The organism is Cupriavidus sp. H39 (assembly GCF_050271075.1).
GTDB lineage: Bacteria > Pseudomonadota > Gammaproteobacteria > Burkholderiales > Burkholderiaceae > Cupriavidus > Cupriavidus necator_B.
On the sequence record NZ_CP189848.1, the window covers coordinates 2,995,901 to 3,019,964 of the forward strand.

The 24,064-nt window shown below is 66.6% G+C and carries 21 protein-coding genes; 7 read left to right on the top strand and 14 right to left on the bottom strand.

The window, feature by feature from the left end:
* The first annotated feature begins 90 nt into the window (after positions 1 to 90).
* The 5 genes from argH (at position 91) to ACOCMH_RS29290 (ending at position 5,079) form a co-directional block, all read left to right on the top strand.
* The gene (gene argH / locus ACOCMH_RS29270) at positions 91 to 1,509 is read left to right on the top strand and encodes an argininosuccinate lyase (RefSeq protein ID WP_427310889.1); all 1,419 of its coding nucleotides are present in this window, start codon (positions 91 to 93) and stop codon (positions 1,507 to 1,509) included.
* A 293-nt stretch (positions 1,510 to 1,802) separates the two neighbouring features.
* Positions 1,803 to 2,402 (top strand): TRAP transporter small permease subunit, encoded by a 600-nt coding sequence (locus ACOCMH_RS29275; protein WP_427310891.1) that lies wholly within the window; start codon positions 1,803 to 1,805, stop codon positions 2,400 to 2,402.
* A 12-nt stretch (positions 2,403 to 2,414) separates the two neighbouring features.
* Positions 2,415 to 4,133 carry a TRAP transporter large permease gene (locus tag ACOCMH_RS29280; protein WP_427310893.1) on the top strand — a complete coding sequence of 573 codons (1,719 nt, stop codon included), beginning with the start codon at positions 2,415 to 2,417 and terminating at the stop codon, positions 4,131 to 4,133.
* Positions 4,134 to 4,439: 306 nt separating this feature from the next.
* On the top strand, positions 4,440 to 4,676 hold the full coding sequence (locus ACOCMH_RS29285; RefSeq protein ID WP_427310895.1) for a FitA-like ribbon-helix-helix domain-containing protein: 237 nt from the start codon (positions 4,440 to 4,442) through the stop codon (positions 4,674 to 4,676).
* Positions 4,663 to 5,079 (top strand): type II toxin-antitoxin system VapC family toxin, encoded by a 417-nt coding sequence (locus ACOCMH_RS29290; protein ID WP_427310897.1) that lies wholly within the window; start codon positions 4,663 to 4,665, stop codon positions 5,077 to 5,079. The genes ACOCMH_RS29285 and ACOCMH_RS29290 overlap by 14 nt, the downstream gene beginning before the upstream one ends.
* Before the next feature lie 64 nt (positions 5,080 to 5,143).
* On the opposite strand, the gene ACOCMH_RS29295 is transcribed toward ACOCMH_RS29290, so the two are convergent.
* From ACOCMH_RS29295 to apbC, 14 genes are all read right to left on the bottom strand, one after another.
* The gene (locus tag ACOCMH_RS29295; RefSeq protein WP_171515714.1) at positions 5,144 to 7,414 is read right to left on the bottom strand and encodes an arginine/lysine/ornithine decarboxylase; all 2,271 of its coding nucleotides are present in this window, start codon (positions 7,412 to 7,414) and stop codon (positions 5,144 to 5,146) included.
* A gap of 148 nt (positions 7,415 to 7,562) precedes the next feature.
* Positions 7,563 to 8,129 carry a dCTP deaminase gene (gene dcd, locus ACOCMH_RS29300; protein ID WP_018008077.1) on the bottom strand — a complete coding sequence of 189 codons (567 nt, stop codon included), beginning with the start codon at positions 8,127 to 8,129 and terminating at the stop codon, positions 7,563 to 7,565.
* 92 nt (positions 8,130 to 8,221) lie between these two features.
* The gene (locus ACOCMH_RS29305; protein ID WP_427310900.1) at positions 8,222 to 9,052 is read right to left on the bottom strand and encodes a formate dehydrogenase accessory sulfurtransferase FdhD; all 831 of its coding nucleotides are present in this window, start codon (positions 9,050 to 9,052) and stop codon (positions 8,222 to 8,224) included.
* 55 nt (positions 9,053 to 9,107) lie between these two features.
* On the bottom strand, positions 9,108 to 9,467 hold the full coding sequence (locus tag ACOCMH_RS29310; protein WP_427310902.1) for a hypothetical protein: 360 nt from the start codon (positions 9,465 to 9,467) through the stop codon (positions 9,108 to 9,110).
* Positions 9,468 to 9,500: 33 nt separating this feature from the next.
* Positions 9,501 to 10,721, bottom strand: a complete 1,221-nt coding sequence (locus tag ACOCMH_RS29315; protein ID WP_427310904.1) for a formate dehydrogenase subunit gamma — start codon at positions 10,719 to 10,721, stop codon at positions 9,501 to 9,503.
* 49 nt (positions 10,722 to 10,770) lie between these two features.
* On the bottom strand, positions 10,771 to 11,007 hold the full coding sequence (locus ACOCMH_RS29320) for a hypothetical protein (protein WP_427310906.1): 237 nt from the start codon (positions 11,005 to 11,007) through the stop codon (positions 10,771 to 10,773).
* The gene (gene fdh3B, locus ACOCMH_RS29325) at positions 11,004 to 11,687 is read right to left on the bottom strand and encodes a formate dehydrogenase FDH3 subunit beta (protein WP_427310908.1); all 684 of its coding nucleotides are present in this window, start codon (positions 11,685 to 11,687) and stop codon (positions 11,004 to 11,006) included. Before fdh3B ends, ACOCMH_RS29320 begins: the two co-directional genes overlap by 4 nt.
* Before the next feature lie 15 nt (positions 11,688 to 11,702).
* Positions 11,703 to 14,735 carry a molybdopterin-dependent oxidoreductase gene (locus ACOCMH_RS29330; protein WP_427310910.1) on the bottom strand — a complete coding sequence of 1,011 codons (3,033 nt, stop codon included), beginning with the start codon at positions 14,733 to 14,735 and terminating at the stop codon, positions 11,703 to 11,705.
* Positions 14,736 to 14,808: 73 nt separating this feature from the next.
* A complete protein-coding gene (locus ACOCMH_RS29335; protein ID WP_427310912.1) occupies positions 14,809 to 15,024 on the bottom strand; it encodes a formate dehydrogenase in 216 nt (71 codons plus the stop codon).
* A 178-nt stretch (positions 15,025 to 15,202) separates the two neighbouring features.
* The gene (locus tag ACOCMH_RS29340) at positions 15,203 to 15,835 is read right to left on the bottom strand and encodes a TorD/DmsD family molecular chaperone (protein WP_427310914.1); all 633 of its coding nucleotides are present in this window, start codon (positions 15,833 to 15,835) and stop codon (positions 15,203 to 15,205) included.
* A gap of 37 nt (positions 15,836 to 15,872) precedes the next feature.
* On the bottom strand, positions 15,873 to 18,038 hold the full coding sequence (locus tag ACOCMH_RS29345) for a 4Fe-4S binding protein (protein ID WP_427310916.1): 2,166 nt from the start codon (positions 18,036 to 18,038) through the stop codon (positions 15,873 to 15,875).
* 100 nt (positions 18,039 to 18,138) lie between these two features.
* A complete protein-coding gene (locus ACOCMH_RS29350) occupies positions 18,139 to 18,747 on the bottom strand; it encodes a DUF3306 domain-containing protein (protein WP_427310918.1) in 609 nt (202 codons plus the stop codon).
* 30 nt (positions 18,748 to 18,777) lie between these two features.
* The gene (locus tag ACOCMH_RS29355) at positions 18,778 to 19,311 is read right to left on the bottom strand and encodes a DUF3305 domain-containing protein (protein ID WP_427310920.1); all 534 of its coding nucleotides are present in this window, start codon (positions 19,309 to 19,311) and stop codon (positions 18,778 to 18,780) included.
* Between the two features lie 16 nt (positions 19,312 to 19,327).
* Positions 19,328 to 20,416 carry an iron-sulfur cluster carrier protein ApbC gene (gene apbC / locus ACOCMH_RS29360; RefSeq protein ID WP_427310922.1) on the bottom strand — a complete coding sequence of 363 codons (1,089 nt, stop codon included), beginning with the start codon at positions 20,414 to 20,416 and terminating at the stop codon, positions 19,328 to 19,330.
* A gap of 328 nt (positions 20,417 to 20,744) precedes the next feature.
* Here apbC and ACOCMH_RS29365 point away from each other — a divergent pair, with 328 nt between their 5' ends.
* Complete coding sequence (locus tag ACOCMH_RS29365) at positions 20,745 to 21,383, top strand: OmpA family protein (RefSeq protein ID WP_427310924.1); 639 nt, start codon at positions 20,745 to 20,747, stop codon at positions 21,381 to 21,383.
* 287 nt (positions 21,384 to 21,670) lie between these two features.
* Positions 21,671 to 23,731 (top strand): methionine--tRNA ligase, encoded by a 2,061-nt coding sequence (metG, locus tag ACOCMH_RS29370; RefSeq protein ID WP_427310926.1) that lies wholly within the window; start codon positions 21,671 to 21,673, stop codon positions 23,729 to 23,731.
* Positions 23,732 to 24,064 lie beyond the last annotated feature (333 nt).

The following is a 24,064-nucleotide window of genomic DNA, read 5'->3' on the forward strand; positions in this document are numbered from 1 at the left end:
GGGCGATATAATCGCCGTTTCCCAATTTTTCGCGCCCGCCGCCGTTCCCACGCCGGCCGCCTTCCGCGCGAGCCACTGCAGCCGACGTCCATGTCCACCTCCCAACTTGCCAAGAAAGGCGAAGCCTGGTCCGCCCGCTTCTCCGAACCGATGTCCGACCTGGTGAAGCGCTACACCGCCTCGGTGTTCTTCGACAAGCGCCTGGCCCTGTTCGACATCCAGGGCTCGCTGGCCCACGCGGCCATGCTGGCGAAGCAGGGCATCATCGCCGAGGCCGACCGCGCCGAGATCGAGCGCGGCATGGCGCAGATCCGCGGCGAGATCGAGGCCGGCAACTTCGAGTGGAAGCTGGACCTGGAAGACGTCCACCTGAATATCGAGGCGCGCCTGACCGCGCTGGTCGGCGATGCCGGCAAGCGCCTGCACACCGGCCGCTCGCGCAACGACCAGGTCGCCACCGACATCCGCCTGTGGCTGCGCAGCGAGATCGACAACATCATCGTGCTGCTCGGCGCGCTGCGCGGCGCGCTGCTGGACCTGGCCGAACAGAACGCCGACACCATCCTGCCGGGCTTCACCCACCTGCAGGTGGCGCAGCCGGTGACCTTCGGCCACCATCTGCTGGCGTACAACGAAATGTTCACGCGCGACGCCGAGCGCATGGCCGACTGCCGCAAGCGCGTCAACCGCCTGCCGCTGGGCGCCGCCGCGCTGGCCGGCACCAGCTATCCGATCGACCGCGAATTCGTCGCGCAGCAGCTCGGCTTTGACGGCGTCTGCCGCAATTCGCTCGACGCCGTCTCGGACCGCGACTTCGCCATCGAGTTCTGCGCCGCCGCCGCGCTGGTGATGACCCACGTGTCGCGCTTCTCGGAAGAGCTGGTGCTGTGGATGAGCCCGCGCGTAGGCTTTATCGACATCGCCGACCGCTTCTGCACCGGCAGCTCGATCATGCCGCAGAAGAAGAACCCGGACGTACCCGAACTGGCGCGCGGCAAGACCGGCCGCGTCAACGGCCACCTGATCGGCCTGCTGACGCTGATGAAGGGCCAGCCGCTGGCGTACAACAAGGACAACCAGGAAGACAAGGAGCCGCTGTTCGACACGGTCGATACCGTGGTCGACACGCTGCGCATCTTCGCCGACATGGTGCCGGGCATCAGCGTCAAGCCGGAAGCGATGCGCGCCGCCGCGCTGCAGGGCTACGCCACTGCCACCGACCTGGCCGACTACCTGGTCAAGAAGGGCCTGCCCTTCCGCGATGCCCACGAAGCCGTGGCCCACGCCGTGCGCGCCTGCGACAGCCGCCAGTGCGACCTGGCCGACCTGAGCGTGGCCGAGCTGCGCGAGGTTTCGGGCCTCGGCGACCAGGCCGCGCTGATCGGCGACGACGTGCACACCGTGCTGACGCTGGAAGGCTCGGTCGCGGCGCGCAACCATATCGGCGGCACCGCGCCGGACCAGGTGCGCGCGGCGATTGCCGCGGCACGCCAGACGCTGAACGGCTGAGCCTGCGTCAGCGGCACCCTGAAAGGCCAGCAACGGGAGCGCAAGCTCCCGTTTTTTCTGTCCGCGCGCCGGCACCGACAACTGTTGCGAATTGCATGAACGGCGGCGAACCGTGCCGCCATTCGATCCGGGGAATATCGAATCCGGCCGGAATCAGCCCGGAATTAGCGCATGACCGGTGCGAATGGGCCGGAAAATGTGACGAACTGGGGATTCACCCTAAAGATGCAGGGCGTGCGACGCCGTAGACTAACGCGCCACCCCTGTATCCCCCCAATCCCTAGGACGATCACATGTCTTCCCTTATGAGGATCTCGCGGCTTATCGACGCCGTGAATGCTTTCATCGGGCAGTGGGCGAAATGGCTGGTCCTGCTGGCCGTGCTGGTCTGCGCAGGCAACGCCATCATTCGCTACACCTTCAGCGTCAGTTCCAACGCCTGGCTGGAACTGCAGTGGTATATGTTCGCCGGCGTGTTCCTGCTTGGCGCGCCGTACACCCTGCGCCGCGACGAGCATGTGCGCATCGACGTCATCGCCGGCCGCTTCTCCGAGCGCACCCAGGTCTGGATCGATGTATTCGGCATCCTGTTCTTCCTGCTGCCGATTTCCGCGATCATCCTGTGGCTGTCGATCCCCTACTTCTGGCTGTCCTACGCCGGCCATGAAATGTCCGGCAATGCCGGCGGCCTGATCCGCTGGCCGGCCAAGTTCCTGATCGTGGCCGGCTTTTTGCTGATGATCCTGCAAGGCCTGTCCGAACTGATCAAGCGCTTCGCCTACCTGAAGGGAGAACTGCCGTTCTCGGCCTTCCGCAAGCACGCGGTCGATCCGGCGCTGGAAATCGCCGCGATCGCGCAGGCCAACCAGACTCCCCCGTCTGAAAAACAATAAGAGGCGCGCACGATGACGCAATTCCTGATTGCGAACATGGCACCGATCATGTTCGCCTCGCTGGTCGTATTCCTGCTGTCGGGCTTCCCGATCGCCTTTGCGCTGGCGGCCAACGGGCTGCTGTTCGCCTTCATCGGCATCGAGCTGGGGATGCTGCCGCCCGAGCTGCTGCAGGCGCTGCCGAGCCGGCTGTTCGGCATCATCGAGAACGACACGCTGCTGGCGATCCCGTTCTTCACCTTCATGGGCCTGATCCTGGAACGCTCGGGCATGGCCGAGGACCTGCTCGACACCATCGGCCAGCTGTTCGGCCCGATCCGCGGCGGCCTGGCCTATGCGGTGATCTTCGTCGGCGCGCTGCTGGCGGCGACCACCGGCGTGGTGGCGGCTTCGGTGATCTCGATGGGGCTGATCTCGCTGCCGCTGATGCTCAAGTACAAGTACGACAAGCGCCTGGCCTCGGGCGTGATTGCGGCATCCGGCACGCTGGCGCAGATCATTCCGCCGTCGCTGGTGCTGATCGTGCTGGCCGACCAGCTCGGCCGCTCGGTCGGCGACATGTACAAGGGCGCGTTCGTGCCGGGGCTGGTGCTGACCGGCATGTACATGCTCTACGTGATGCTGGTCACGATCATCAAGCCGGTCGCCGCACCGGCGCTGCCAATCGAGGCCCGCACCTTCCGCGAGCCCAGCGGCAAGAGCGGCGCCGCCTCGGTGCTGGTGCTGACCGCCATGTCGATCGCGGTGGGCGTGGCGGTGGACAAGCTCTACAAGCCGGAAGCGCCGCTGGATGAGCGCCTGGTGGTTTCGGTGGGCGCGGCGATCCTGTTCGCCTTCGTGCTGGCGGTGATCAACAAGACGCTGAAGCTCGGCCTGCTATCGCAGATGGCGGAAAAGGTCACCTTCGTGCTGATCCCGCCGCTGGCGCTGATCTTCCTGGTGCTTGGCACCATTTTCGTCGGCGTGGCCACGCCGACCGAAGGCGGCGGCATGGGAGCGCTCGGCGCCCTGATCCTGGCCATGGTGAAGCGCCGCCTCGACCTCGGCCTGACCCGGCAGGCGATGGAGGCGACGCTCAAGCTGTCGGCCTTCGTGATCTTCATCCTGATCGGCGCGCGCGTGTTCTCGCTGACGTTCTATGGCGTAGACGGCCATATCTGGGTCGAGCACCTGCTGACCGCGCTGCCCGGCGGCCAGACCGGCTTCCTGGTGGCGGTGAACGTGCTGTTCTTCCTGCTGGCGTTCTTCCTGGACTTTTTCGAGCTGGCCTTTATCCTGGTGCCGCTGGTGGGGCCGGTGGCGGACAAGCTCGGCATCGACCTGATCTGGTTCGGCGTGCTGCTGGCGGTGAACATGCAGACCTCGTTCATGCACCCGCCGTTCGGCTTCTCGCTGTTCTACCTGCGCTCGGTGGCGCCGCGCGAAGTCAAGACCTCGGACATCTACTGGGGCGCAGTGCCCTTCGTGGGGATCCAGCTGGTGATGGTGGCGCTGATCATCGTCTTCCCGGGCCTGGTCAGCACCGGCACGCAGAAGGCGCAGGACCGCAGCATCACGCGCGACCTCAACATCGACCTGGAAGGCAGCAGACCCAAACCAGCCGCCCCCAACCTGTCGGTGCCGGGGCCGGGCTCGGCGCCAGCCGAATCCGGCTCGCTCCAGTTGCCGACGCAGCCGCCCGCGGAAAGTGAATCGGCGGCGCCGCAGTTCGAGTTCGAGAAGAAAAAATAACACTGCCCGGCGGCAGTCTCCGGCAAACCCGCCCGGCCCCGCAGCGATGCGGGGCTTTTTCATTGGGCCACGCCCGTGACCGCGGCAAGGCAGTCCGCGCAATTGCGAATCGGCTCATCGACCAGCGCAGCGGCAGGGCCCAGACTGACTCCTGCATCCAGCCCACGATCCAAGGAGAACACCATGCCGAGCACCAAATGCGCGGGCCACCCCGCCGCCACCCCGATCTACTGCCTGCCATCGATGCGTGACCGCCGTAATGATAACAATGCTATCATGACGCCATCCAACGGAGAGGAGCTCAAGATGGCAACCCTACTGGTTCGTGGCATCGATGAAGCGCTGGTCCAGCGCCTGCGCGAGCAGGCCGTCGCCAACGGCCGCAGCGCCGAGGCCGAACACCGCGCCATCCTGGCGCAGGCGCTGGGCGGCACGGCCCGGCGCAGCTTTGCCGAAGTGCTCTCCAGCATGCCGGACGTCGGCCAGGACGCCGACTTCGAGCGCATCCAGGATACGGGCGAGGCGCCGCGTGTATTTGATTGATACCAACGTCATCAGCGAGACGCGCAAGCGGGAGCGCGCCAATCCCGGCGTGCGTGCATTCTTTCGGCAGGCGGCGCGCGAAGGCGCCGCGCTCTACCTCTCGGCGCTGACCGTGGGCGAACTCCAGCGCGGCGTGGCACTGATCCGCCATCGCGGCGACGCGGTGCAGGCGACGCTGCTGGAACTTTGGCTGGCCAATGTGCTGGCGGACTTCGGCCGGCAGGTGTTGCCGGTCGATGCAGACGTCGCGCAGGTCTGGGGCCAGTTGCGGGCGGCCCGGCCGGAGCACGCGCTGGACAAGCTCATCGCCGCCACCGCGCTGATCCACAACCTCACCGTTGTCACGCGCAATGTCGCCGACTTCCGCGGCACGGGGGCGATGGTGATCAATCCGTTCAGCTAAGGCAAAAACGAAAGAGCCCCGCCTTGGCGGGGCCCTGCTGGCGCGGCGCGATGCCGGCTGGCGCTCAGGCGCCCTGCTTCACGCAATCCACGAAGTACGCCTTCTTGCCGTCGACCTCGTCCTCGACCAGGCCGTGGATGTCGGTCTCGAAGCCGGGGAACAGCTTGTTGAACTCGCGCGCGAACTTCAGGTATTGCACGATGGTGCGGTTGAAGCGCTCGCCCGGGATCAGCAGCGGGATGCCCGGCGGGTACGGCGTCAGCAGGATGGCGGTGACGCGGCCTTCCAGGTCGTCGACCGGCACGCGCTCGATCTCGCGGTGGGCCATCATGGCCCACGCGTCCGACGGCTTCATCGCCGGCTCCATGTCCGACAGGTACATTTCCGTGGTCACGCGCGCCACGTCGTTGGCCTTGTACACGCTGTGGATCGCATCGCACAGGTCACGCAGGCCCATGCGCTCGTACTGCGGATACTTGCCGACGAATTCCGGCAGCACGCGCCACAGCGGCTGGTTCTGGTCGTAGTCATCCTTGAACTGCTGCAGCTCGGTCACCAGCGAGTTCCAGCGGCCCTTGGTGATGCCGATGGTGAACATGATGAAGAACGAGTACAGCCCGGTCTTCTCGATGATGATGCCGTGCTCGGCCAGGTACTTGGTGACGATAGCCGCCGGGATGCCGCGCTCGCTGAACTCGCCGTCGACATCCAGCCCCGGGGTGATGAGGGTGGCCTTGATCGGGTCGAGCAGGTTGAAGCCGTCGGCCAGGTCGCCGAAGCCGTGCCAGCGCTCGTTGGCCTTCAGCATCCACGCTTCGCGGTCGCCGATGCCGTCTTCGATCAGCGCGTCCGGGCCCCACACCTTGAACCACCAGTCGCCGTTGTTGCCGGCATCGTAGTCGCCCTCTACCTTGCGCATGGCGCGGCGGAAGTCCATGGCTTCCTGGATGCTCTCTTCCACCAGCGCGGTGCCGCCCGGCGCTTCCATCATTGCCGCGGCCACGTCGCACGAGGCGATGATCGAGTACTGCGGGCTGGTCGAGGTATGCATCAGGTACGCTTCATTGAAGCGGTAGCGGTCCAGCTTGCGCGTCTCGGAATCCTGCACGAGGATCTGCGAGGCCTGCGACAGGCCCGCCAGCAGCTTGTGCGTGGACTGCGTGGCGAACACCAGCGCGTCCTTGCTGCGCGGGCGGTCCTTGCCGATCGCGTGCATGTTGCGATAGAACTCGTGGAACGCCGCGTGCGGCAGCCACGCCTCGTCGAAGTGCAGCGTGTCGATCTCGGCCGCCAGCATTTCCTTGATCTGCTCGGCGTTGTACAGCACGCCGTCGTAGGTACCCTGGGTGATGGTCAGGATGCGCGGCTTCTGGTTCTTGGCCTTGCTGGCGAACGGGTGGTTGGCGATCTTCTTCCTGATCGTCTGCGGATCGAACTCGCTCTTCGGGATCGGACCGATGATGCCGTAGTGATTGCGCGTCGGCATCAGGAACACCGGGATCGCGCCGGTCATCATGATCGCGTGCAGGATCGACTTGTGGCAGTTGCGGTCCACCACCACGATGTCGCCCGGCGCCACGTTGGCATGCCACACCATCTTGTTCGAGGTGGAGGTGCCGTTGGTGACGAAATACATGTGGTCGGAGTTGAAGATGCGCGCCGCGTTGCGCTCCGACGCCGCCACCGGGCCGGTGTGGTCCAGCAGCTGGCCCAGTTCGTCAACGGCGTTGCAGACGTCGGCGCGCAGCATATTCTCGCCGAAGAACTGGTGGAATACCTGCCCGACCGGGCTCTTCAGGAACGCCACGCCGCCCGAGTGTCCCGGGCAGTGCCAGGAATACGAGCTGTCTTGCGCGTAGTCGATCAGCGCCTTGAAGAACGGCGGCGCCAGCGTGTCGAGGTAGACCTTGGCTTCGCGGATGATGTGGCGCGCCACGAACTCGGGGGTGTCCTCAAACATGTGGATGAAGCCGTGCAGCTCGCGCAGGATATCGTTGGGGATATGGCGCGAGGTGCGGGTCTCGCCGTACAGGAAGATCGGCAGGTCGGAGTTGCGGCGGCGCACTTCGGCGACGAAGGCGCGCAGCTTTTCGATCGCGGCGGCCTCGAGCTCCTCGCTGTCGCTGGCGAACTCGTCGTCGTCGATCGACACGATAAAGGTCGATGCCCGGCTGGACTGCTGGGCGAACGAGGTCAGGTCGCCGTAGCTGGTCAGCCCCATGACTTCCATGCCCTCTTTCTCGATCGCCTCGGCCAGCGCGCGGATGCCCGAGCCGGAGATGTTCTCGGAGCGGAAGTCTTCGTCAATGATGATGACGGGGAAGCGGAATTTCATCGGGCATCCTTGATGGAAAGCAGGACATAAAGGACTTGAGCCACATGGCCGGCAGGGGTTCCCCTGCGACGGCGACATGTGGCTCTCACGTCAGGTTGGGCGGCCCTGGCGGGCGCGCCGTTCCGGCAAACGCCGGATTGTAATGCGCTCAGGTCTTCGGCAGTGTGACACCGTGCTGGCCTTGGTACTTGCCGCCCCGGTCGGCGTACGAGGTCTCGCAGATCTCGTCGCTTTCGAAGAACAATACCTGGGCGCAACCCTCGCCGGCGTAGATTTTGGCCGGCAGCGGCGTGGTGTTGGAGAACTCCAGCGTCACATAGCCTTCCCATTCCGGCTCGAACGGCGTCACGTTGACGATGATGCCGCAGCGGGCGTAGGTGCTCTTGCCCAGGCAGATGGTCAGCACGCTGCGGGGGATGCGGAAGTATTCCATCGTGCGCGCCAGCGCGAACGAATTGGGCGGGATGATGCAGACCTCGCCCTTGAAGTCGACGAACGACTTCTCGTCGAAGTTCTTCGGGTCGACGATGGTGCTGTTGATATTGGTGAAGATCTTGAATTCGTCGGCGCAGCGGATGTCGTAGCCGTAGCTCGAGGTGCCGTACGAGACGATCTTGCGGCCGTCGGCCTCCCGGACCTGGCCTGGCTCGAACGGCTCGATCATGCCGTGCTGTTCCGCCATGCGGCGGATCCATTTGTCAGATTTGATGCTCATAAGGTTGGGAGGATAGACGGCTCGGAGTGCGCCGCATTGTACAACCATTCGGCGCGCGCCCCTTCAAGCCGGCAGCGGTCTGCAAGTGGCGGCTACACCACTACATCTTCGGGCTGACGATGACGGAAGCGCTCGCGCCCGGTATAGAGCAGGAAGTGCTTGCCGGTGCAGCGCGCGAACAGCGTCAGGTTGACGCGCCGGGCCATCTGGTAGCCCATCTGCGTCACGCCCGAGCGCGACAGCAGGAACGGGATGCCCATCTGCGCGCCCTTGATCACCATTTCAGAAGTGAGGCGCCCGGTGGTGTAGAAAATCTTGTCGCCGCCGCTCATGCCTTCCAGCCACATGCGCCCGGCAATGGCGTCGACCGCATTGTGGCGCCCGACGTCTTCGACGAACATCAGCAGTTCGGTGCCCTGGAACAGCGCGCAGCCATGCACCGAGCCGGCCTGCTTGTACACGGACTGCTGCAGCCGGATGGTGTCGATGATGCCGTACAGGGTGTCCTGGTCCAGCGTGGCGCCAACCGGCAGCCGGATGCTGTCGACCTCGTCCAGCAGCGAGCCGAACACGGTGCCCTGGCCGCAGCCCGTGGTCACCACGCGGCGCGCGGTGCGCTCTTCGATGCGGTCCACGCCGTTGCGCGTGGTCACCGCCGCCGATTCGGTTTCCCAGTCGACCTGCACCGCGGCAATGTCCTCGATCGATTCCACCAGGCGCTGGTTGCGCAGGTAGCCTAGCACCAGGTGCTCGGGCGCGCCGCCCAGCGTCATCAGCGTGACCAGCTCGCGCTTGTCGAGATAGACCGTCAGCGGACGCTCGCCCGGCAGGTAGGCCGCGCGCACGCGCCCTTGCTCGTCGACGACTTCAACCTCTTCGATCAGGGGAACGGCTGCCTGGGTAAGCTCGGGACGCAAGGTCATGACGAGGGACTCGGGGCTGCGGGTGAGGCCCCGAGCGGCATGCAGGGGGCGGAAGTTACGGCGCCTTTGCCGGCGATTGTACCGCGCCTGCCGCGGCTGCAGCGGCGGTGCTGGCGATGGCCGCGGCCGGGGCCACGAACGGTCCAGGATCGGCGCAGGCGGCCGTCTGCACCGGCTCGCGCGCCGGCTGCCCGTGTCCCTTGCGGTCGGCCAGGTAACGTTCGGCGATCTTGTCCTGGGTGCGGCACAACTGGTAGGCCGCGACCTTGTCGGACCAGGCGGCGCGCGCCTTGGTCTCGGCGGCCTTGGCCTGCTGGGCTTCGGTTGGCGCGGGCAGCTTGGCCAGCGCGCCGGGGGCAAAGGCCGCGCAGGCGGCACCGGCGGCTACGGCGATCAGCGTCAGGATGCGTGTCATCGTCGAGGATTCCTGCTGTGTCGTAGGCCTGCTTCAGGCTTCGCCGGGACTGTGCCGCGCCGGCCGGGCCGCGGCGGCATCGGGGCTGGCCGAACGCTGGGCCGGGATCTTGCCGGACTTGATGTCGTCGTACCAGAGTTCGTGATGCTCCTTGGCCCAGGCCTCGTCGACCCAGCCATCGCGCATGGCGCGGTACGCGCCTTCCATGCCGATGGTGCCCATGTAGATATGGCCGCACGCCATGGCGATCATCAGCACCGCCGCAATCGCGTGGATCACGTTGGCGATCTGCATGGTGGCGCGGTAGTAGTCCATGCCCGGCACGATCATGTCGAGCACCCAGCCCGATGCCGACAACACCAGCCCCGACACGAACACGCCAAACCAGAACCACATCTTCTCGCCCGCGTTGAAGCGGCCGCTCGGCACATGCCTGCCCGAGGCCAGCCCGCCGAGGCTGGTGACCCAGCGCACGTCGTCGCGGCTGGGCAGGTTGTCGCGCACGAACACCGCGAAGGCGACGATCACCGACAGCGTGAAGATCGGCCCCACCACGTTGTGCAGGTTCTTCAGGATGTAGCTGAGCCAGCCGAACAGCATATGGCCCATCAGCGGCAGCAGGAAATGCTTGCCCAGCAGCATCACGATGCCGGACACCGCCAGCACCACGAAGGAAATCGCCATGGTCCAGTGCACGATGCGCTCGAGCGGGGTAAAGCGCTCGATCAGGCGGCCGGTTTTCGGCGTGCGCAGCGGAATGGTGCCGCGCCACAGGAAGAAGCCCAGGATCGCCACCGGCACGATCAGCAGCAGCCAGCCGCCCCAGACCGTGATGACGCCGTTGCGGAACAGCCGCCATGACTGGCCGGTGCGCTGGATCAGCACCCCGGCTTCCTTGTCGGGCAGGCTGCTGTAGTGGCGCTGGTCGGAATTGACCTCGCGCCACACCGGCGCATTGTTGCCGGGCTGGGTAACGGTGCGCTGCTGCTGCGACCTGGCCTCCGCCGCGATATCGCGCGGCGGGATGTTGAAGATGTTTTCGGAAGCCACGCCGGCCAGCGGCTGCGCCGGATGCGTCGCCGGGTTGTTGGCATCGGCGCTGGCCGATGCGGTCGCCGGCCCGGTCGACGGCCCCGGCGCGGGTGCCGGGGCCTGGGCGGCGGCGTTGCCGGCTACAGCACCCAGCGCGAGCGCGCCGGCCGCCAGCCAGCTGCGCCACCCTCCGGCCCGGCATCGATTGTGCGACGGAGTCATAGCCCCTCCTTCAGCGCCCGGATACCGGGACGTCCCCACAGCGGCGCGGTCATTGCACCCGGTTGTACTCGTTCTGCAACTGGTTGCGCTGGCGGATCTGGTTGTTCCAGCTGGTGCGGTCGCCCGCGGTCCAGCCCTTGGCCACGAACGGATCGTCCGGGGCCCCCTGGAAGGCCTGGGTATCAGCCTTGCGGTGCGACGGGCCGATGGTCTGCGGCTTCTCGCCGCACGCCACCAGCAGCACGCCGCACAGCGACACCAGTGCCACCACGCGGAGTCGATTCATGACGTTTTCCCTCCCGCAGGTACCGTAGCTGCCGGCGCGGCGGGAACCGCCGACGCGGGCGGCGGCGGCGGTGCCGGCTGCGCGCCGGGCTTGGCCCCGCCATAGGCCGTGCCCCAGCCAAACACGTCGCCGCCGGTGCCGCGCTTGATCACGCGGTTGCGCAGGATATCGGCGATGACGTCGCCATCGCCGCCCAGCAGCGCCTTGGTCGAGCACATCTCGGCGCACAGCGGCAGCTTGCCTTCGGCCAGCCGGTTGCGGCCATACTTCTCGAACTCGGCTTCCGAACCGTTCTTCTCCGGGCCGCCCGCGCAGAAGGTGCACTTGTCCATCTTGCCGCGCACGCCGAAGGTGCCGGTCGACGGAAACTGCGGCGCGCCGAACGGGCAGGCATAGGAGCAGTAGCCGCAGCCGATGCAGACGTCCTTGTCGTGCAGCACCACGCCGTCCTCGGTGCGGTAGAAGCAATCGACCGGGCAGACCGCCATGCACGGCGCGTCCGAACAGTGCATGCAGGCCACCGAGATCGATTTCTCGGCGCCGACCATGCCGTCGTTGACAGTGACCACGCGGCGCCGGTTCACTCCCCAGGGCACCTCGTGCTCGTTCTTGCAGGCGGTGACGCAGCTGTTGCACTCGATGCAGCGCTCGGCGTCACAGATAAATTTCATGCGTGCCATGATGTTCCTCTGCGCTTAGGCAAACCGCTCGATCTGGCAAATGGTGGTCTTGGTTTCCTGCATCATCGTCACCGAGTCATAGCCATACGTGGTGGCGGTATTGACCGCTTCGCCACGCACCACCGGCATCGCCCCCTCGGGGTAGTAGTCCTTCAGGTCCTTGCCCTGCCACCAGCCCGAGAAGTGGAACGGGATGAAGGCGGTATCGGGCCCGACCCGCTCGGTGACCAGCGCGCGCACCTTCAGCGTGGCACCGGTGGGGGTCTTGACCCAGCAGAAGTCGCCGTTGCGGATGCCGCGGTCGGACGCCGCGCGCGGGTTGATCTCGACGAAGTTCTCCTGCTGCAGTTCCGCCAGCCACGGATTGGAGCGGGTTTCCTCGCCCCCGCCCTCGTACTCGACCAATCGCCCGGAGGTCAGGATGATCGGGAACTTCTCGGCGACCTTGTTCTGGAGATTGCGCTGCTGCACCGACTTGTACAGCGTCGGCAGCCGCCAGAACGCCATCTTGTCGTCGTGGGTCGGATACTTGACGACCATGTCGGGGCGCGTGGAGTACAGCGGCTCGCGGTGCTGCGGGACCGGGTCCGGGAAGTTCCACACCACCGCGCGCGCCTTGGCGTTGCCAAACGGATGGCAGCCATGGTTCTTCATCACCACGCGCTGGATGCCGCCGGAGAGATCGGTCTTCCAGTTCTTGCCCTCGGCCTTGGCCTTCTCCGCATCGGTCAGGTCGTCCCACCAGCCCAGCTTCTTCAGCAGTACGTGGTCGAACTCGGGATAGCCGGTGGTAATCTCCGCGCCCAGCGAGTACGAGCCATCCTCGGCAAGCAGGTTGACGCCGTCGCGCTCCACGCCGAAGTTGGCGCGGAAGTTGCCGCCGCCCTCCATCACATGCTTGCTGGTGTCGTACAGGTTGGGCGAACCGGGGTGCTTCAGTTCCGGCGTGCCGTAGCAGGGCCACGGCAGCCCGAAGTAGTCGCCGGTCAGGTCATAGCCGGTCACCGGGTCCTTGCCCGACTTGCAGCGCAGCGTCTTGACGTCGAACATCTGCATATTGCGCATGTGCGACTTCAGGCGTTCCGGCGACTGGCCGGTGTAGCCGATGGTCCAGTTGCTGGCGTTGATCTCGCGCAGGATCGATTCCGGCTCCGGCTCCATCCAGGTCCGGCCGGCCCGCTTGACCTCGATCATCTTGTAGTTCTTCGACAGCTCCTTGCCGAAGCCGAGCTTGTCGGCGAACGCCTGCATCAGCGTGTGGTCGGGCATCGATTCGAACAGCGGCTCGATCACCTTCTCGCGCCATTGCAGCGAGCGGTTGGACGCCGTGCACGAGCCCGAGGTCTCGAACTGCGTGCAGGCCGGCAGCAGGTACACCGCGCGGTTGGGGTTGACCTTGTCGCCCTCGGCCGGCGGCATGTTGGCCATGGCCGCGGTTGCCGACGGGTACGGGTCCACCACCACCAGCAGGTCGAGCTTGTCGAGCGCCTTCTTCATCTCCAGGCCGCGCGTCTGCGAGTTCGGGGCATGGCCCCAGAAGAACACGCCGCGCACGTTGTTGTCCTGGTCGATCAGCTCGTTCTTCTCGGTGACGATATCGATCCAGCGCGACACCGTGGTGCCGGACTTCTCCATCAATGCCTGCGAGACGAACTGCTTCTTGATCCATTCGTAGTCGACCCCCCAGACCGCCGCGTAGTGCTTCCATGCGCCGGTGGCCAGGCCGTAGTAGCCCGGCAGCGAATCGGGGTTGGGTCCCACGTCAGTGGCGCCCTGCACGTTATCGTGGCCGCGGAAGATGTTGGCGCCGCCGCCCGACACGCCGATATTGCCCAGCGCCAGCTGCACGATGCACGAGGCGCGCACGATCGCATTGCCGATGGTGTGCTGGGTCTGGCCCATGCACCACACCAGCGTGCTGGGACGGTTCTTGGCCATGGTCTCGGCCACCATGTAGACCTGCGCCTCGGGCACGCCGGTGACTTCCTCGACCTTGTCGGGCGTCCACTTGGCCAGCACTTCCTCCTTGACCTTGTCCATGCCGTAGACCCGGTCATTGATGAACTTCTGGTCTTCCCAGCCGTTCTTGAAGATGTGGTACAGCACGCCGAACAGGAAGGCGATATCGGTGCCGGAGCGGATCCGCACGTAATGGTGCGCCTTGGCCGCGGTACGCGTGAAACGCGGATCGACCACGATCACCTTGCAGCCGCTTTCCTTGGCGTGCAGCAGGTGCAGCATCGACACCGGGTGCGCCTCGGCCGCGTTGGAGCCGATATACAGCGCCGCCTTCGCGTTCTGCATATCGTTGTACGAGTTGGTCATCGCACCGTAGCCCCAGGTGTTGGCCACGCCCGCCACGGTAGTGGAGTGGCAGATGCGCGCCTGGTGGTCGGTGTTGTTGGTGCCGAAGAACGACACCCACTTGCGCAGCAGATAGGACTGCTCATTGCTGTGCTTGGAAGACCCGACGAAGAACATCGAGTCCGGGCCGGTCTTCTGGCGGATGTCTTTCATCCGCGCGGTGATCTCGTCGAGCGCCTGGTCCCAGCCGATGCGCTGGTACTTGCCGTTGACCAGCTTCATCGGGTACTTGAGCCGGTATTCGCCGTGGCCGTGCTCGCGCAGCGCGGCGCCCTTGGCACAGTGCGCGCCCATGTTGATGGGGGAATCGAACACCGGCTCCTGGCGGATCCACACGCCGTTCTGCACCACAGCGTCGACCGCGCAGCCGACCGAGCAGTGGCCGCACACGGTGCGCCGGACCACGATGCCGGTCTTGCCGTCGCCGGCGGCCTTCTTGTCGTCGGCGGCGTCGGCCTTGCGCAGCAGCGTCAGCTGCCCTGCCGCGAGGCCCGCGCCCACGCCGATGCCGGAGCGCTTGAGGAAGCTGCGGCGGTCCATGGTCGGCATGGCGCCGGCCAGGCTGGCCGCGAGTCGTTGGGAAAGCCGGCCTGAACTTGCATCGGCGGATTCGGGCCGGTTGGCGAGGCCGTCAGCGAGGCGGGCGGATGCGCCCTGCGCCGCGCGTTTGCGGGTCAAGATCATGTCTCACCTCAGAATCGGACGATTGGGTAGCGTCCGGTTGCAGGCGGCGCGCCAGACCACGCCGCCGTGGCAGTTACACCAGCGTGGTCCGGTAATACTTGCGGATGTGGTCGGAGACCCGGTAACCCTTGCTGTCCGACGGAGGATCGGCGGGTTCCGGCAGCGTTGCGGCCTGGCCCGGCATGGACGGTGCGCGCGCGCTCAGCGCTGCCGCGCCCGTTGCGGCCGCCACAACTCCGGCGCCTGCGAGAAACGTGCGGCGCCCGACCCTGGTTGGCTTTTCTCTCATGTGGGGGCTCCCTGGTTGTCAAAGCCCGATGGTTGTGCCGTTATGCGTTGTTATGCATATTCTAGAATCAACTGGAAGGAAAGACCATGACAAGCGCGGGTTTTTCCTTACCTTCTGCTCAAGTTTGGCCTAAGCAAAGCACTGCGCGTTGGCGTCCCGAGTCGCATCGGTGCCGCGCTCAGGTCATCTCGAGCGCCACCGCCTCGACGCCGGCAAAGGTGCCCAGCAATCCCGCCACGCTGCGATAGAAGCGGGCCTGCGGGTGCGCCGTCACCGCATCGCACAATGGCTCGATACAGGGCTGCAGGTGCTTCGCATAGAAGCGTTGCTGCTCGCCCAGGTTGGACACCGACAGGTCCTCGCCCGCCACCAGGAAGCGCATCACCTCGCACAGCGTGGCGATATGGTCCTCGGTCTCGCTGACGCCTTCGTGGCGCTCCAGGCCATAGCGGGCCAGGTCTTCGCGCAGCGCCACCAGCGGGCGCTCGTTGAGGAAGCCAGTCATATAGAAAGAGCCATAGAGGAACACGTCCTGGCGGCCCACGCCCACGAACAGCTGCCGGTACTCGTCCTCGGCCTCGGCCGCGGTGGTCTCGGATGCTGCGTCGCACAACGCATTCCACGCCTTGCCGAGCACGGTATTGGCGTCCTCTCCCACGGCGCGGTTGGCGGCGATGTGATGCAGCAATGCGGCGTCGGGCGCGCGGTAGAACAGCGTCGCGAGCAGGCCGTACAGGTCGGCGCGGGCGGTGTCTTCGGCATCGTCAACGGGCGGCGCGGCGGTGAGCTGGATCGGCTGGAAATCTGTCATGTCGTGATGATTTTTGCCTGTGGCCCCGGGGCGGGTCTCAGCGCAGGGTGGCGCCCGTCACGGCGCCGGGATCGCGTTCCATCATGTCTACCACGCGGCAGTCCGGGCACATCCTGAGGCGCTCCGCCGCGGCGCCGGCAAAGGCCGGATGTCCAGCCAGGCGCACCAGCATCGACTCGACCATCTGTGCCGTGCCAAACGGCTTGGCGCAGCGGATGCAATGGAACGGCTGGGCCTCGTTGAGCGTGACCGGGCGGCGTGCCGCATCGCCGGCCAGCAAGCGCGGCACCAGGGTGATGGCGTCTTCAGGGCACGTCTTTTCGCACAGCCCGCACTGCACGCAGTTGCGCTCGATGAAGCTGAGCACGGGACGCTCGGGGTTGTCACGCAGCGCCTGCGACGGGCATGCGCCCACGCAGGCCAGGCACAAGGTGCACTTGCCGGTATCCACCGCAATGGCGCCGACGGGCGCGCCGGCCGGCAGCGGCACGCTCTGCGCCGGTGACGGCGCATGGCGCACCAGGTGGTCGAGCGTAAAGTCGAGCATCTCGCGCTTGGCCGCAACCGGCCCGAACGGCGCGGGCGGCAACGCGTTGCGCGCCGGGCGCAGGGCCGCCAGGCCGGCATCGAGCGCGGCCGTGTCGGCGGCCTCGACCAGCGACAGCACCTCGCCGTCATAGCCCAGCCCGGACAGCAGCGCGCGCCCGACCGCCATCTGCTCCAGCAGCGCGGTACGGTATTGCGGCGCCTCGTCGCCGGTCAGCAGCACGGCAACGCGGCTCGCGCCCCAGCACAGCGCGGCCAGCCACAGCTCCAGCCCGACCGAGGCCGGATGGAACAGCGACAGCGGCATCACCTGCGCGGGCACGCCGCCCGCCTTGCCGCCGCGCGCGGCGCGGCCCAGCGCCAGCAGCGCGGGCGTACCGTATTCCTCGCCGTGCAGCAGCACCACCGGATCGCGCGCGCCGGCCTGCCGGTATGCCGACAGCAGCGTGCGCAGCCGCGCGCCGGTCACCTCCGGCCCGGGATAGCCATAGCTGATGGCGCCGCTCGGGCAGACCGTGGTGCAGGCACCGCAGCCCATGCACAGGTTGGGCGTGACCTCGATGCGCCCCTTGCCGTCATGCCAGCGCGAGGCGATGGCCTCGGTCGAGCAGATGTCGATGCAGGCGGTGCAGCCGGTGGTCTGGTTGCGGCCGTGCGCGCACAGGCTTTCCTTGTAGCGGAAGAACTTGGGCTTCTCGAACTCGCCCACCAGCCCGGCCAGCAGCAGCGCCTGGTCCTGCTGGCGGGCCGGGTCGGCGCCGGCATGCAGGTAGCCCTGCGGCGGCTGGTGCATGGTGAAGGCGGGCGTGTCGCACAGGTCGAAGACCAGGTCGAAGCGGCCCTGCGCGGTGCCCTGCGGGCGGTCGAAGTCGATCGCCGCCGCCGCGCCACAGGCGCGCACGCAATCGCGGTGCGCGCGGCAGCGCGACAGGTCGATCTGATAGCTGAAGTCGATCGCGTTCTCGGGACAGGCCTCGATGCAGGCATTGCAGCGCGTGCACAGGTCCAGGTCGATCGGGTTGCTGCGGCCGGCGCCGGTTTCCCAGCTGGCCTGGAATGCGCCCAGCCAGCCGGTCAGCGTGGCCAGCCGGCCGCTGTGGACCGGATAGGCACGCGCCGCGGGCTGCGCGGCCGCGCCGTGGCGGGCTTCGCTGCCGGTCAGCAGCACCGTCACTTCCAGCTGCATGGCCGCCAGCCGCTCGGCCCATGGCAGCGCGCGCGCGGCCGGGCCCAGTACCAGCACCGCGCCGTCGCAACGGTAGTCCACCACCGGCACCGGCTCGGGTTCGGGCAGCGCGGCCACCGCCAGCAGCGCGGCGATCTTGGCGTTGGCGGTTTTCGGGTCGCGCCGCGCACCCTGCGACCAGCCACCGGTTTCGCGGATATTGACGAAGCGCACCGGCGCGGTCACCACCGGCCGGCCCTCGCCGCCCTGCGCGGCTTGCGCTGCCACCTCGGTAAACAGCTGGCGCTCCTGCGTGCAGGCGACGATCACGTCCTCGGTGCCATCCAGCGCGGCGGTGAAGTCACCGATTTCGCGCCGGCACAGCAGTCGATGGACCTTGAGCGGCCCGGGGCTGGCGTCGCGGGTTGCTTCGGACAGCGCCGCCCCGTCAAGCGGCATGGTGTCGTTGCAATTGCAGATCAGCGTCGGCATGGCGAGTGCGGCTGACCGGTCCGGACGTCCCTTCTTGGCGGGGGTCTGCGGGCCGGCGGATTGTGGGGATGCCTATTGTAGGCTGCGCTGCCGGTCGGGGCTACGCGTGTTTGTGCGGGTCTTGCTGGCCCTGTTGTTCGCTTTGACTGCCTGCTGCCGGCTGCGTTTCGGCGACCACCGGCGCGTCGGCCTGCGCCAGCGGCACGGCGGCTTCTTCGCCCTGCTGTTGCGGCGCTTCATGCGTTGCAGGCGGTACCTGTTCCGCCCCGGACAGCCGGGCCGCGGCTTCGGCCGCGGCGCGTTCCTCGTCGGTCGGCTCGAACAGGCCCAGGGTCTCGGCCTGGCGCAGCTGGCGCAGGATTTCGGGCGGGATCGGGTCCGGCTTGCTGTAGTCGTCGATATAGATATCGAGCCCGTCCATCACATTGAAGTGCGGATCGGCAAACAAGGTCTTGAGCGCGGCGCGCTTGACCGATTCGTCCACGCCGCGCGCGACGAAGCGGGCAATCTCGTCGCCGGGTCGCAGCGCGGCGACATCGGCCAGCGTCGGCGGCGGCTCCTGCGGCGCCTCGCGCAGGGTTTCGACGGTCGCCGGCACTGCCTCCCCCTCGGATGCCGCGGGCGGCGCCGGCTCGGCCGGCACGGCCACGCCCTCGCGCACCGCAGCCTTGCGGCGCGACCAGCGCGACAGGAAGGACGATTCGCTCATGGGCAGGGCCGCTTCGCGGCGGTTCAGTGGTCAGTAGCGGGCGCGCTCTTCCGGCGCCTTGAAGGATTCGGGCCGGCGCCGCTGCTTGGGCTCGGGCCGGTAATGTTCGTTGACGTAAGCCTGCAGCCAGTCGCGCTGCTCCGGCGCCAGCGGCACGTTCTCGACCGTCTCGCCGGCATCCAGCCAGCGCCCGGCCTCGTTGTACGACAGCGCCACGGTAACCGGCACGGGGTGCGCCGCGTCGCCGTCACCTTCGTCCTCGGGCATGCGCCACAGCACGAACCAGCACGGCGTGGCCGAGGTCAGGTTCAGGTAGTAGCCTTCGCCCTGGTCGCGGAACAGTTCCACCTCGAAGCCAGGGTAGAGCCAGCGCGCGCCATGGGCATCGTGCTCCAGGCAAACCGGGTGCGTGCCGAACTCCCCCAGGTCAGGCAGCACCGCGTCCAGCTGCCACTTCCAGGGCTGCCAGCGGTTGGCCAGCGCGACCTTGCGCATCACCACGGCCATGGTGACGGCGGGACGGGTGCCGGGCGGCGGCAGGTCGGGGGTGGGCTGGCTGTCCATGGCGGAAGGCTGGCGCTCAGGTGTTCTGCACCACGATGCTGGGGAACTTGCTGGTCATGTCGCGCGCCTTGTCGGCGACCTTGATCGCCACCTTGCGCGCGATGGCGCGGTACATCTCGGCCACCGGGCTGTCGGGCTCGGCCACCACGGTGGGGCGGCCGGAATCGGCCTGCTCGCGGATCTGCAGGTTCAGCGGCAGGCTGCCGAGCAGGTCCACGCCGTAGTCGGCGCACATCTTCTCGCCGCCGCCCTGGCCGAAGATATGCTCGACATGGCCGCAGTTCGGGCAGCAATAGACCGCCATGTTCTCGACGATGCCCAGGATGGGGATGCCCACCTTCTCGAACATCTTCAGACCCTTCTTGGCGTCCAGCAGCGCGATGTCCTGCGGCGTGGTGACGATCACCGCGCCGGTGACCGGCACTTTTTGCGACAGTGTCAGCTGCACGTCGCCGGTCCCCGGCGGCATATCGACGATCAGGTAATCCAGGTCATGCCAGTTGGTCTGGCGCAGCAGCTGCTCCAGCGCCGAGGTGACCATCGGGCCGCGCCACACCATGGGGTTGTCCTGCTCGATCAGGAAGCCGATCGAGTTGGCCTGCAGGCCATGGCCCTCGAGCGGTTCCATGGTCTGGCCGTCGGCGGATTCCGGGCGGCCGTCGATGCCCAGCATCATCGGCAGGCTGGGGCCGTAGATATCCGCGTCGAGCATGCCCACGCGCGCGCCTTCGGCGGCCAGCGCCAGGGCCAGGTTCACGGCCGTGGTCGACTTGCCCACGCCGCCCTTGCCCGATGCCACCGCAATCACGTTCTTCACGCCAGGCAGCAGCTTCACGCCACGCTGCACCGCGTGGGCGACGATCTTCATATTGACGGCCACGCTGACATTGGTAACGCCCGGCAGTTGCCGGACCGCGGCCACCACCAGCTTGCGGATCGGATCGAACTGGCTCTTCGCGGGGTAGCCCAGTTCAACTTCCAGCGATACCTCGCCGCCATCGACACGGATGTTCCTGGCCGAGCGGGTGGACACCAGGTCCTTGCCCGTATTGGGGTCGATGACGGTGCGCAGGGCTTCGGTAACCTGCTCAGTGCTGACGCTCAAGACAAACTCCGCTTCGCTAGGTGGGGGACGGGCGCATGATGGCCTGCGCCTAATGTATCAAAGTATGCAGCACCGGCCATGAACGGCGGAAATCCGCGCGCAATTCCCTCCGCCAGGTGGGGGATTACAGACATTTACAAATCTCACAAGCTTGCACTTGTGCGCGCGCCGCCATATCCATATTGTAGTGCGGTTGGCGGCCCGGCACCGCGGCACCTCCGCGGTGCCGGGGCGACGCGCACCATGGGTTACCTGCCGCTTGCGCCATGGCGTTACCATCCGCGATGCGGTACCAAGAACATTTACGGGAACATCAGAAGGAGAAAGCATGAACATCAAGCTCGTTACCGTTTCTCTCGCCGCCGCCACGCTGCTGGCCGCTGGCTGCGCCACCGAACAGCAAACCCATACGGCGGTTGGTACCGGCGTCGGCGCCGCGGTCGGCGCGGGGCTGGGCAACCTGATCGGCGGCAACACCACCGGCACGCTGGTGGGCGCCGCGGTCGGCGGTGCCATCGGCGGCGCGACCGGCTACAACTGGAACGCGATCCGCGGCAAGCTGAACAAGGACACCGCGGGCACGGGCACCCAGATCACCGAACAGCCGGACGGCTCGCTCAAGGTGAACATCCCCAGCCAGGTCACCTTCGACACCGACAGCGCCAGCATCAAGCCGTCGTTCCGCTCGGTGCTCGACCAGGTCGCGCAGACCCTGGGCCAGCACCAGGACGTCAGCGCCAACGTGGTGGGCCATACCGACAGCACCGGCAACCCCAACTACAACATGCAGCTGTCGCAACGCCGCGCCCAGAGCGTGGCGGGCTACCTGGGTGATCGCGGCGTCGCTCGCAACCGCCTGTCGGCCGAAGGCCGCGGGCAAAGCCAGCCCGTCGCGGACAACGCGACCGAGGCCGGACGGGCACAAAATCGCCGCGTCGAAATTTATTTGAAACCAATCCAAGGGTGACCCTGTCATAGAAACAGGTGCCGCTTGCCACCGTTGCTGGCTCGCGATGGGTGGCTGACCTCCCGGGCGGTACCTGATTTCTCCTCCTTTTCCGTTGTGGAAAGCTGCGCCGGCTCTGACCGGCGCTTTTTTTTGCCCGCGCGGATTCCGCAAACTCCCCATTCCGCGATGCGGAACCACCGCGCGGCGGCCGGCCACTTGTTAAAATAGCCCCTTCCCGGCACGCGCCCGCTCGTCCTGGCTGACGCCGTCCCTACGTATCCCCCGCTCCTGACCGGCTCCTGTTTATGACCGCACGTCGCATCCTCGTCACATCCGCCCTGCCTTATGCCAACGGCCAGATCCATATCGGCCACCTGGTGGAGTACATCCAGACCGATATCTGGGTGCGGTTCCAGCGCATGATGGGCAACGAGGTTTACTACGTGGGTGCCGACGATACCCACGGCACCCCCGTGATGCTGCGCGCCGAGAAGGAAGGCATCACGCCCAAGGCGCTGATCGACCGCGTCTGGACCGAGCACAAGCGTGATTTCGACAGCTTCCTGGTGTCGTTCGACAATTACTACAGCACCGACGCCGAGGAAAACCGCGAACTGTGCGAAAAGATCTACCTGGCGCTGAAGGCCGAGGACCTGATCGCCGAGCGCGAGGTCGAGCAGTTCTACGACCCGGTCAAGAACATGTTCCTGCCCGACCGCTTCATCAAGGGCGAGTGCCCGAAGTGCGGCGCCAAGGACCAGTACGGCGATTCCTGCGAGGTATGCGGCACTACCTATGTGCCGACCGACCTGAAGAACCCCTATTCAGTGGTGTCGGGCGCCACGCCGGTGCGCAAGTCGTCGGCCCACTACTTCTTCAAGCTGTCCGATCCGCGCTGCGAAAGCTTCCTGCGCGAGTGGGTGGCTGACCTGGCCCAGCCGGAAGCCGCCAACAAGATGCAGGAATGGCTGGGCGCCGAGGGCGAGGCCTCGACCCTGTCCGACTGGGACATTTCGCGCGACGCGCCCTACTTCGGCTTCGAGATCCCTGGCGCGCCGGGCAAGTACTTCTATGTGTGGCTGGACGCCCCGATCGGCTACTACGCCAGCTTCAAGAACCTGGCGCAACAGCGCGGCATCGATTTCGACGCCTGGGTCGGCCCGCACTCGACCGCCGAGCAGTACCACTTCATCGGCAAGGACATCCTGTACTTCCACACCCTGTTCTGGCCGGCGATGCTGCGCTTCTCGGGCTACCGCACCCCGACCAATGTGTTCGCCCACGGCTTCCTGACCGTGGATGGCGCCAAGATGAGCAAGTCGCGCGGCACCTTCATCACCGCGCAGAGCTATATCGACACCGGCATGAACCCGGAATGGCTGCGCTATTACTTCGCCGCCAAGCTCAACGCCAGCATGGAAGACCTCGACCTGAACCTCGATGACTTCATCGCGCGCGTGAACAGCGACCTGATCGGCAAGTACGTGAATATCGCCAGCCGCGCCGCCGGCTTCCTGGTCAAGCGCTTCGAAGGCAAGGTCGACGAAGCCGCGCTGGCCCATCCGCTGCTGGAGCAGCTGCGCCAGGCCGCGCCGCAGGTGGCGCACCTCTATGAAAGCCGCGAGTACAGCAAGGCGTTGCGCCTGGTGATGGAGCTGACCGATGGCGTCAATGCCTTCGTCGACACCGAGAAGCCGTGGGAGCTGGCCAAGGACGACGGCAAGCGCGCCGCGCTGCATGCGGCGTGCTCGGTCTCGCTGGAAGCATTCCGCCTGCTGACGATCTACCTGAAGCCGGTGGTGCCCAACGTGGCCGCGGGCGTGGAGCGCTTCCTGAATGTCGAGCCGCTGGACTGGCGCGCCATCGACAAGCAGCTGTCGGCCGCCAGCCCGGTGCAGCCCTACCAGCACCTGATGACGCGCGTCGATGCCAAGCAGGTCGACGCGCTGCTGGCCGCCAACCGCGAATCGCTGCAGGCGGCCGCGGCACCGGCCCCAGCCGCAACCGCGATCGAGCCGATCGCCGACACCATCACCATCGACGACTTCGCCAGGATCGACCTGCGCGTGGCGAAGATCGTCGAATGCCAGAAGGTGGAAGGCTCGAACAAGCTGCTGCAGCTGACGCTGGACCTGGGCGAAGGCCGCACCCGCAATGTGTTCTCCGGCATCCAGTCGGCCTACACCCCCGAGCAGCTGGTGGGCAAGCTGACCGTGGTGGTGGCCAACCTGGCACCGCGCAAGATGAAGTTCGGCGTGTCCGAAGGCATGGTGCTGGCGGCCTCGGCCGCGGATGAAAAGGCCGCGCCCGGCCTGTACATCCTGGAGCCGCACAGCGGCGCGGTGCCGGGCATGCGCATCGGCTGATCGTTCTATCGCTATCCCCTCTTCCGCAGCGCGGGAGAGGGCTGCCATCCCGCGGCACGCCCGTGGCGTGGGTTCCATCGCGGCGAATCGCCGCCGCGTTCCCCAGGGTGCAACTTCTCGCCCGCCATAGCCACCTGAATTCTGCAATGCAGAACAGGACGGCACCAAATCCCCTCCCGCTCCCCTGCTCTATGCACACGCGGCATGTCATACATGGTTCCGGCGCATCGCGCTTGTGACCCCTTGGCTTGCCGCGTAGATTCCACCTCGCAGAATCACAAACCACAAAAACAAGAAGCCGGCGGCGCAACCCGCTTGCGCGCTTGCGTGCCG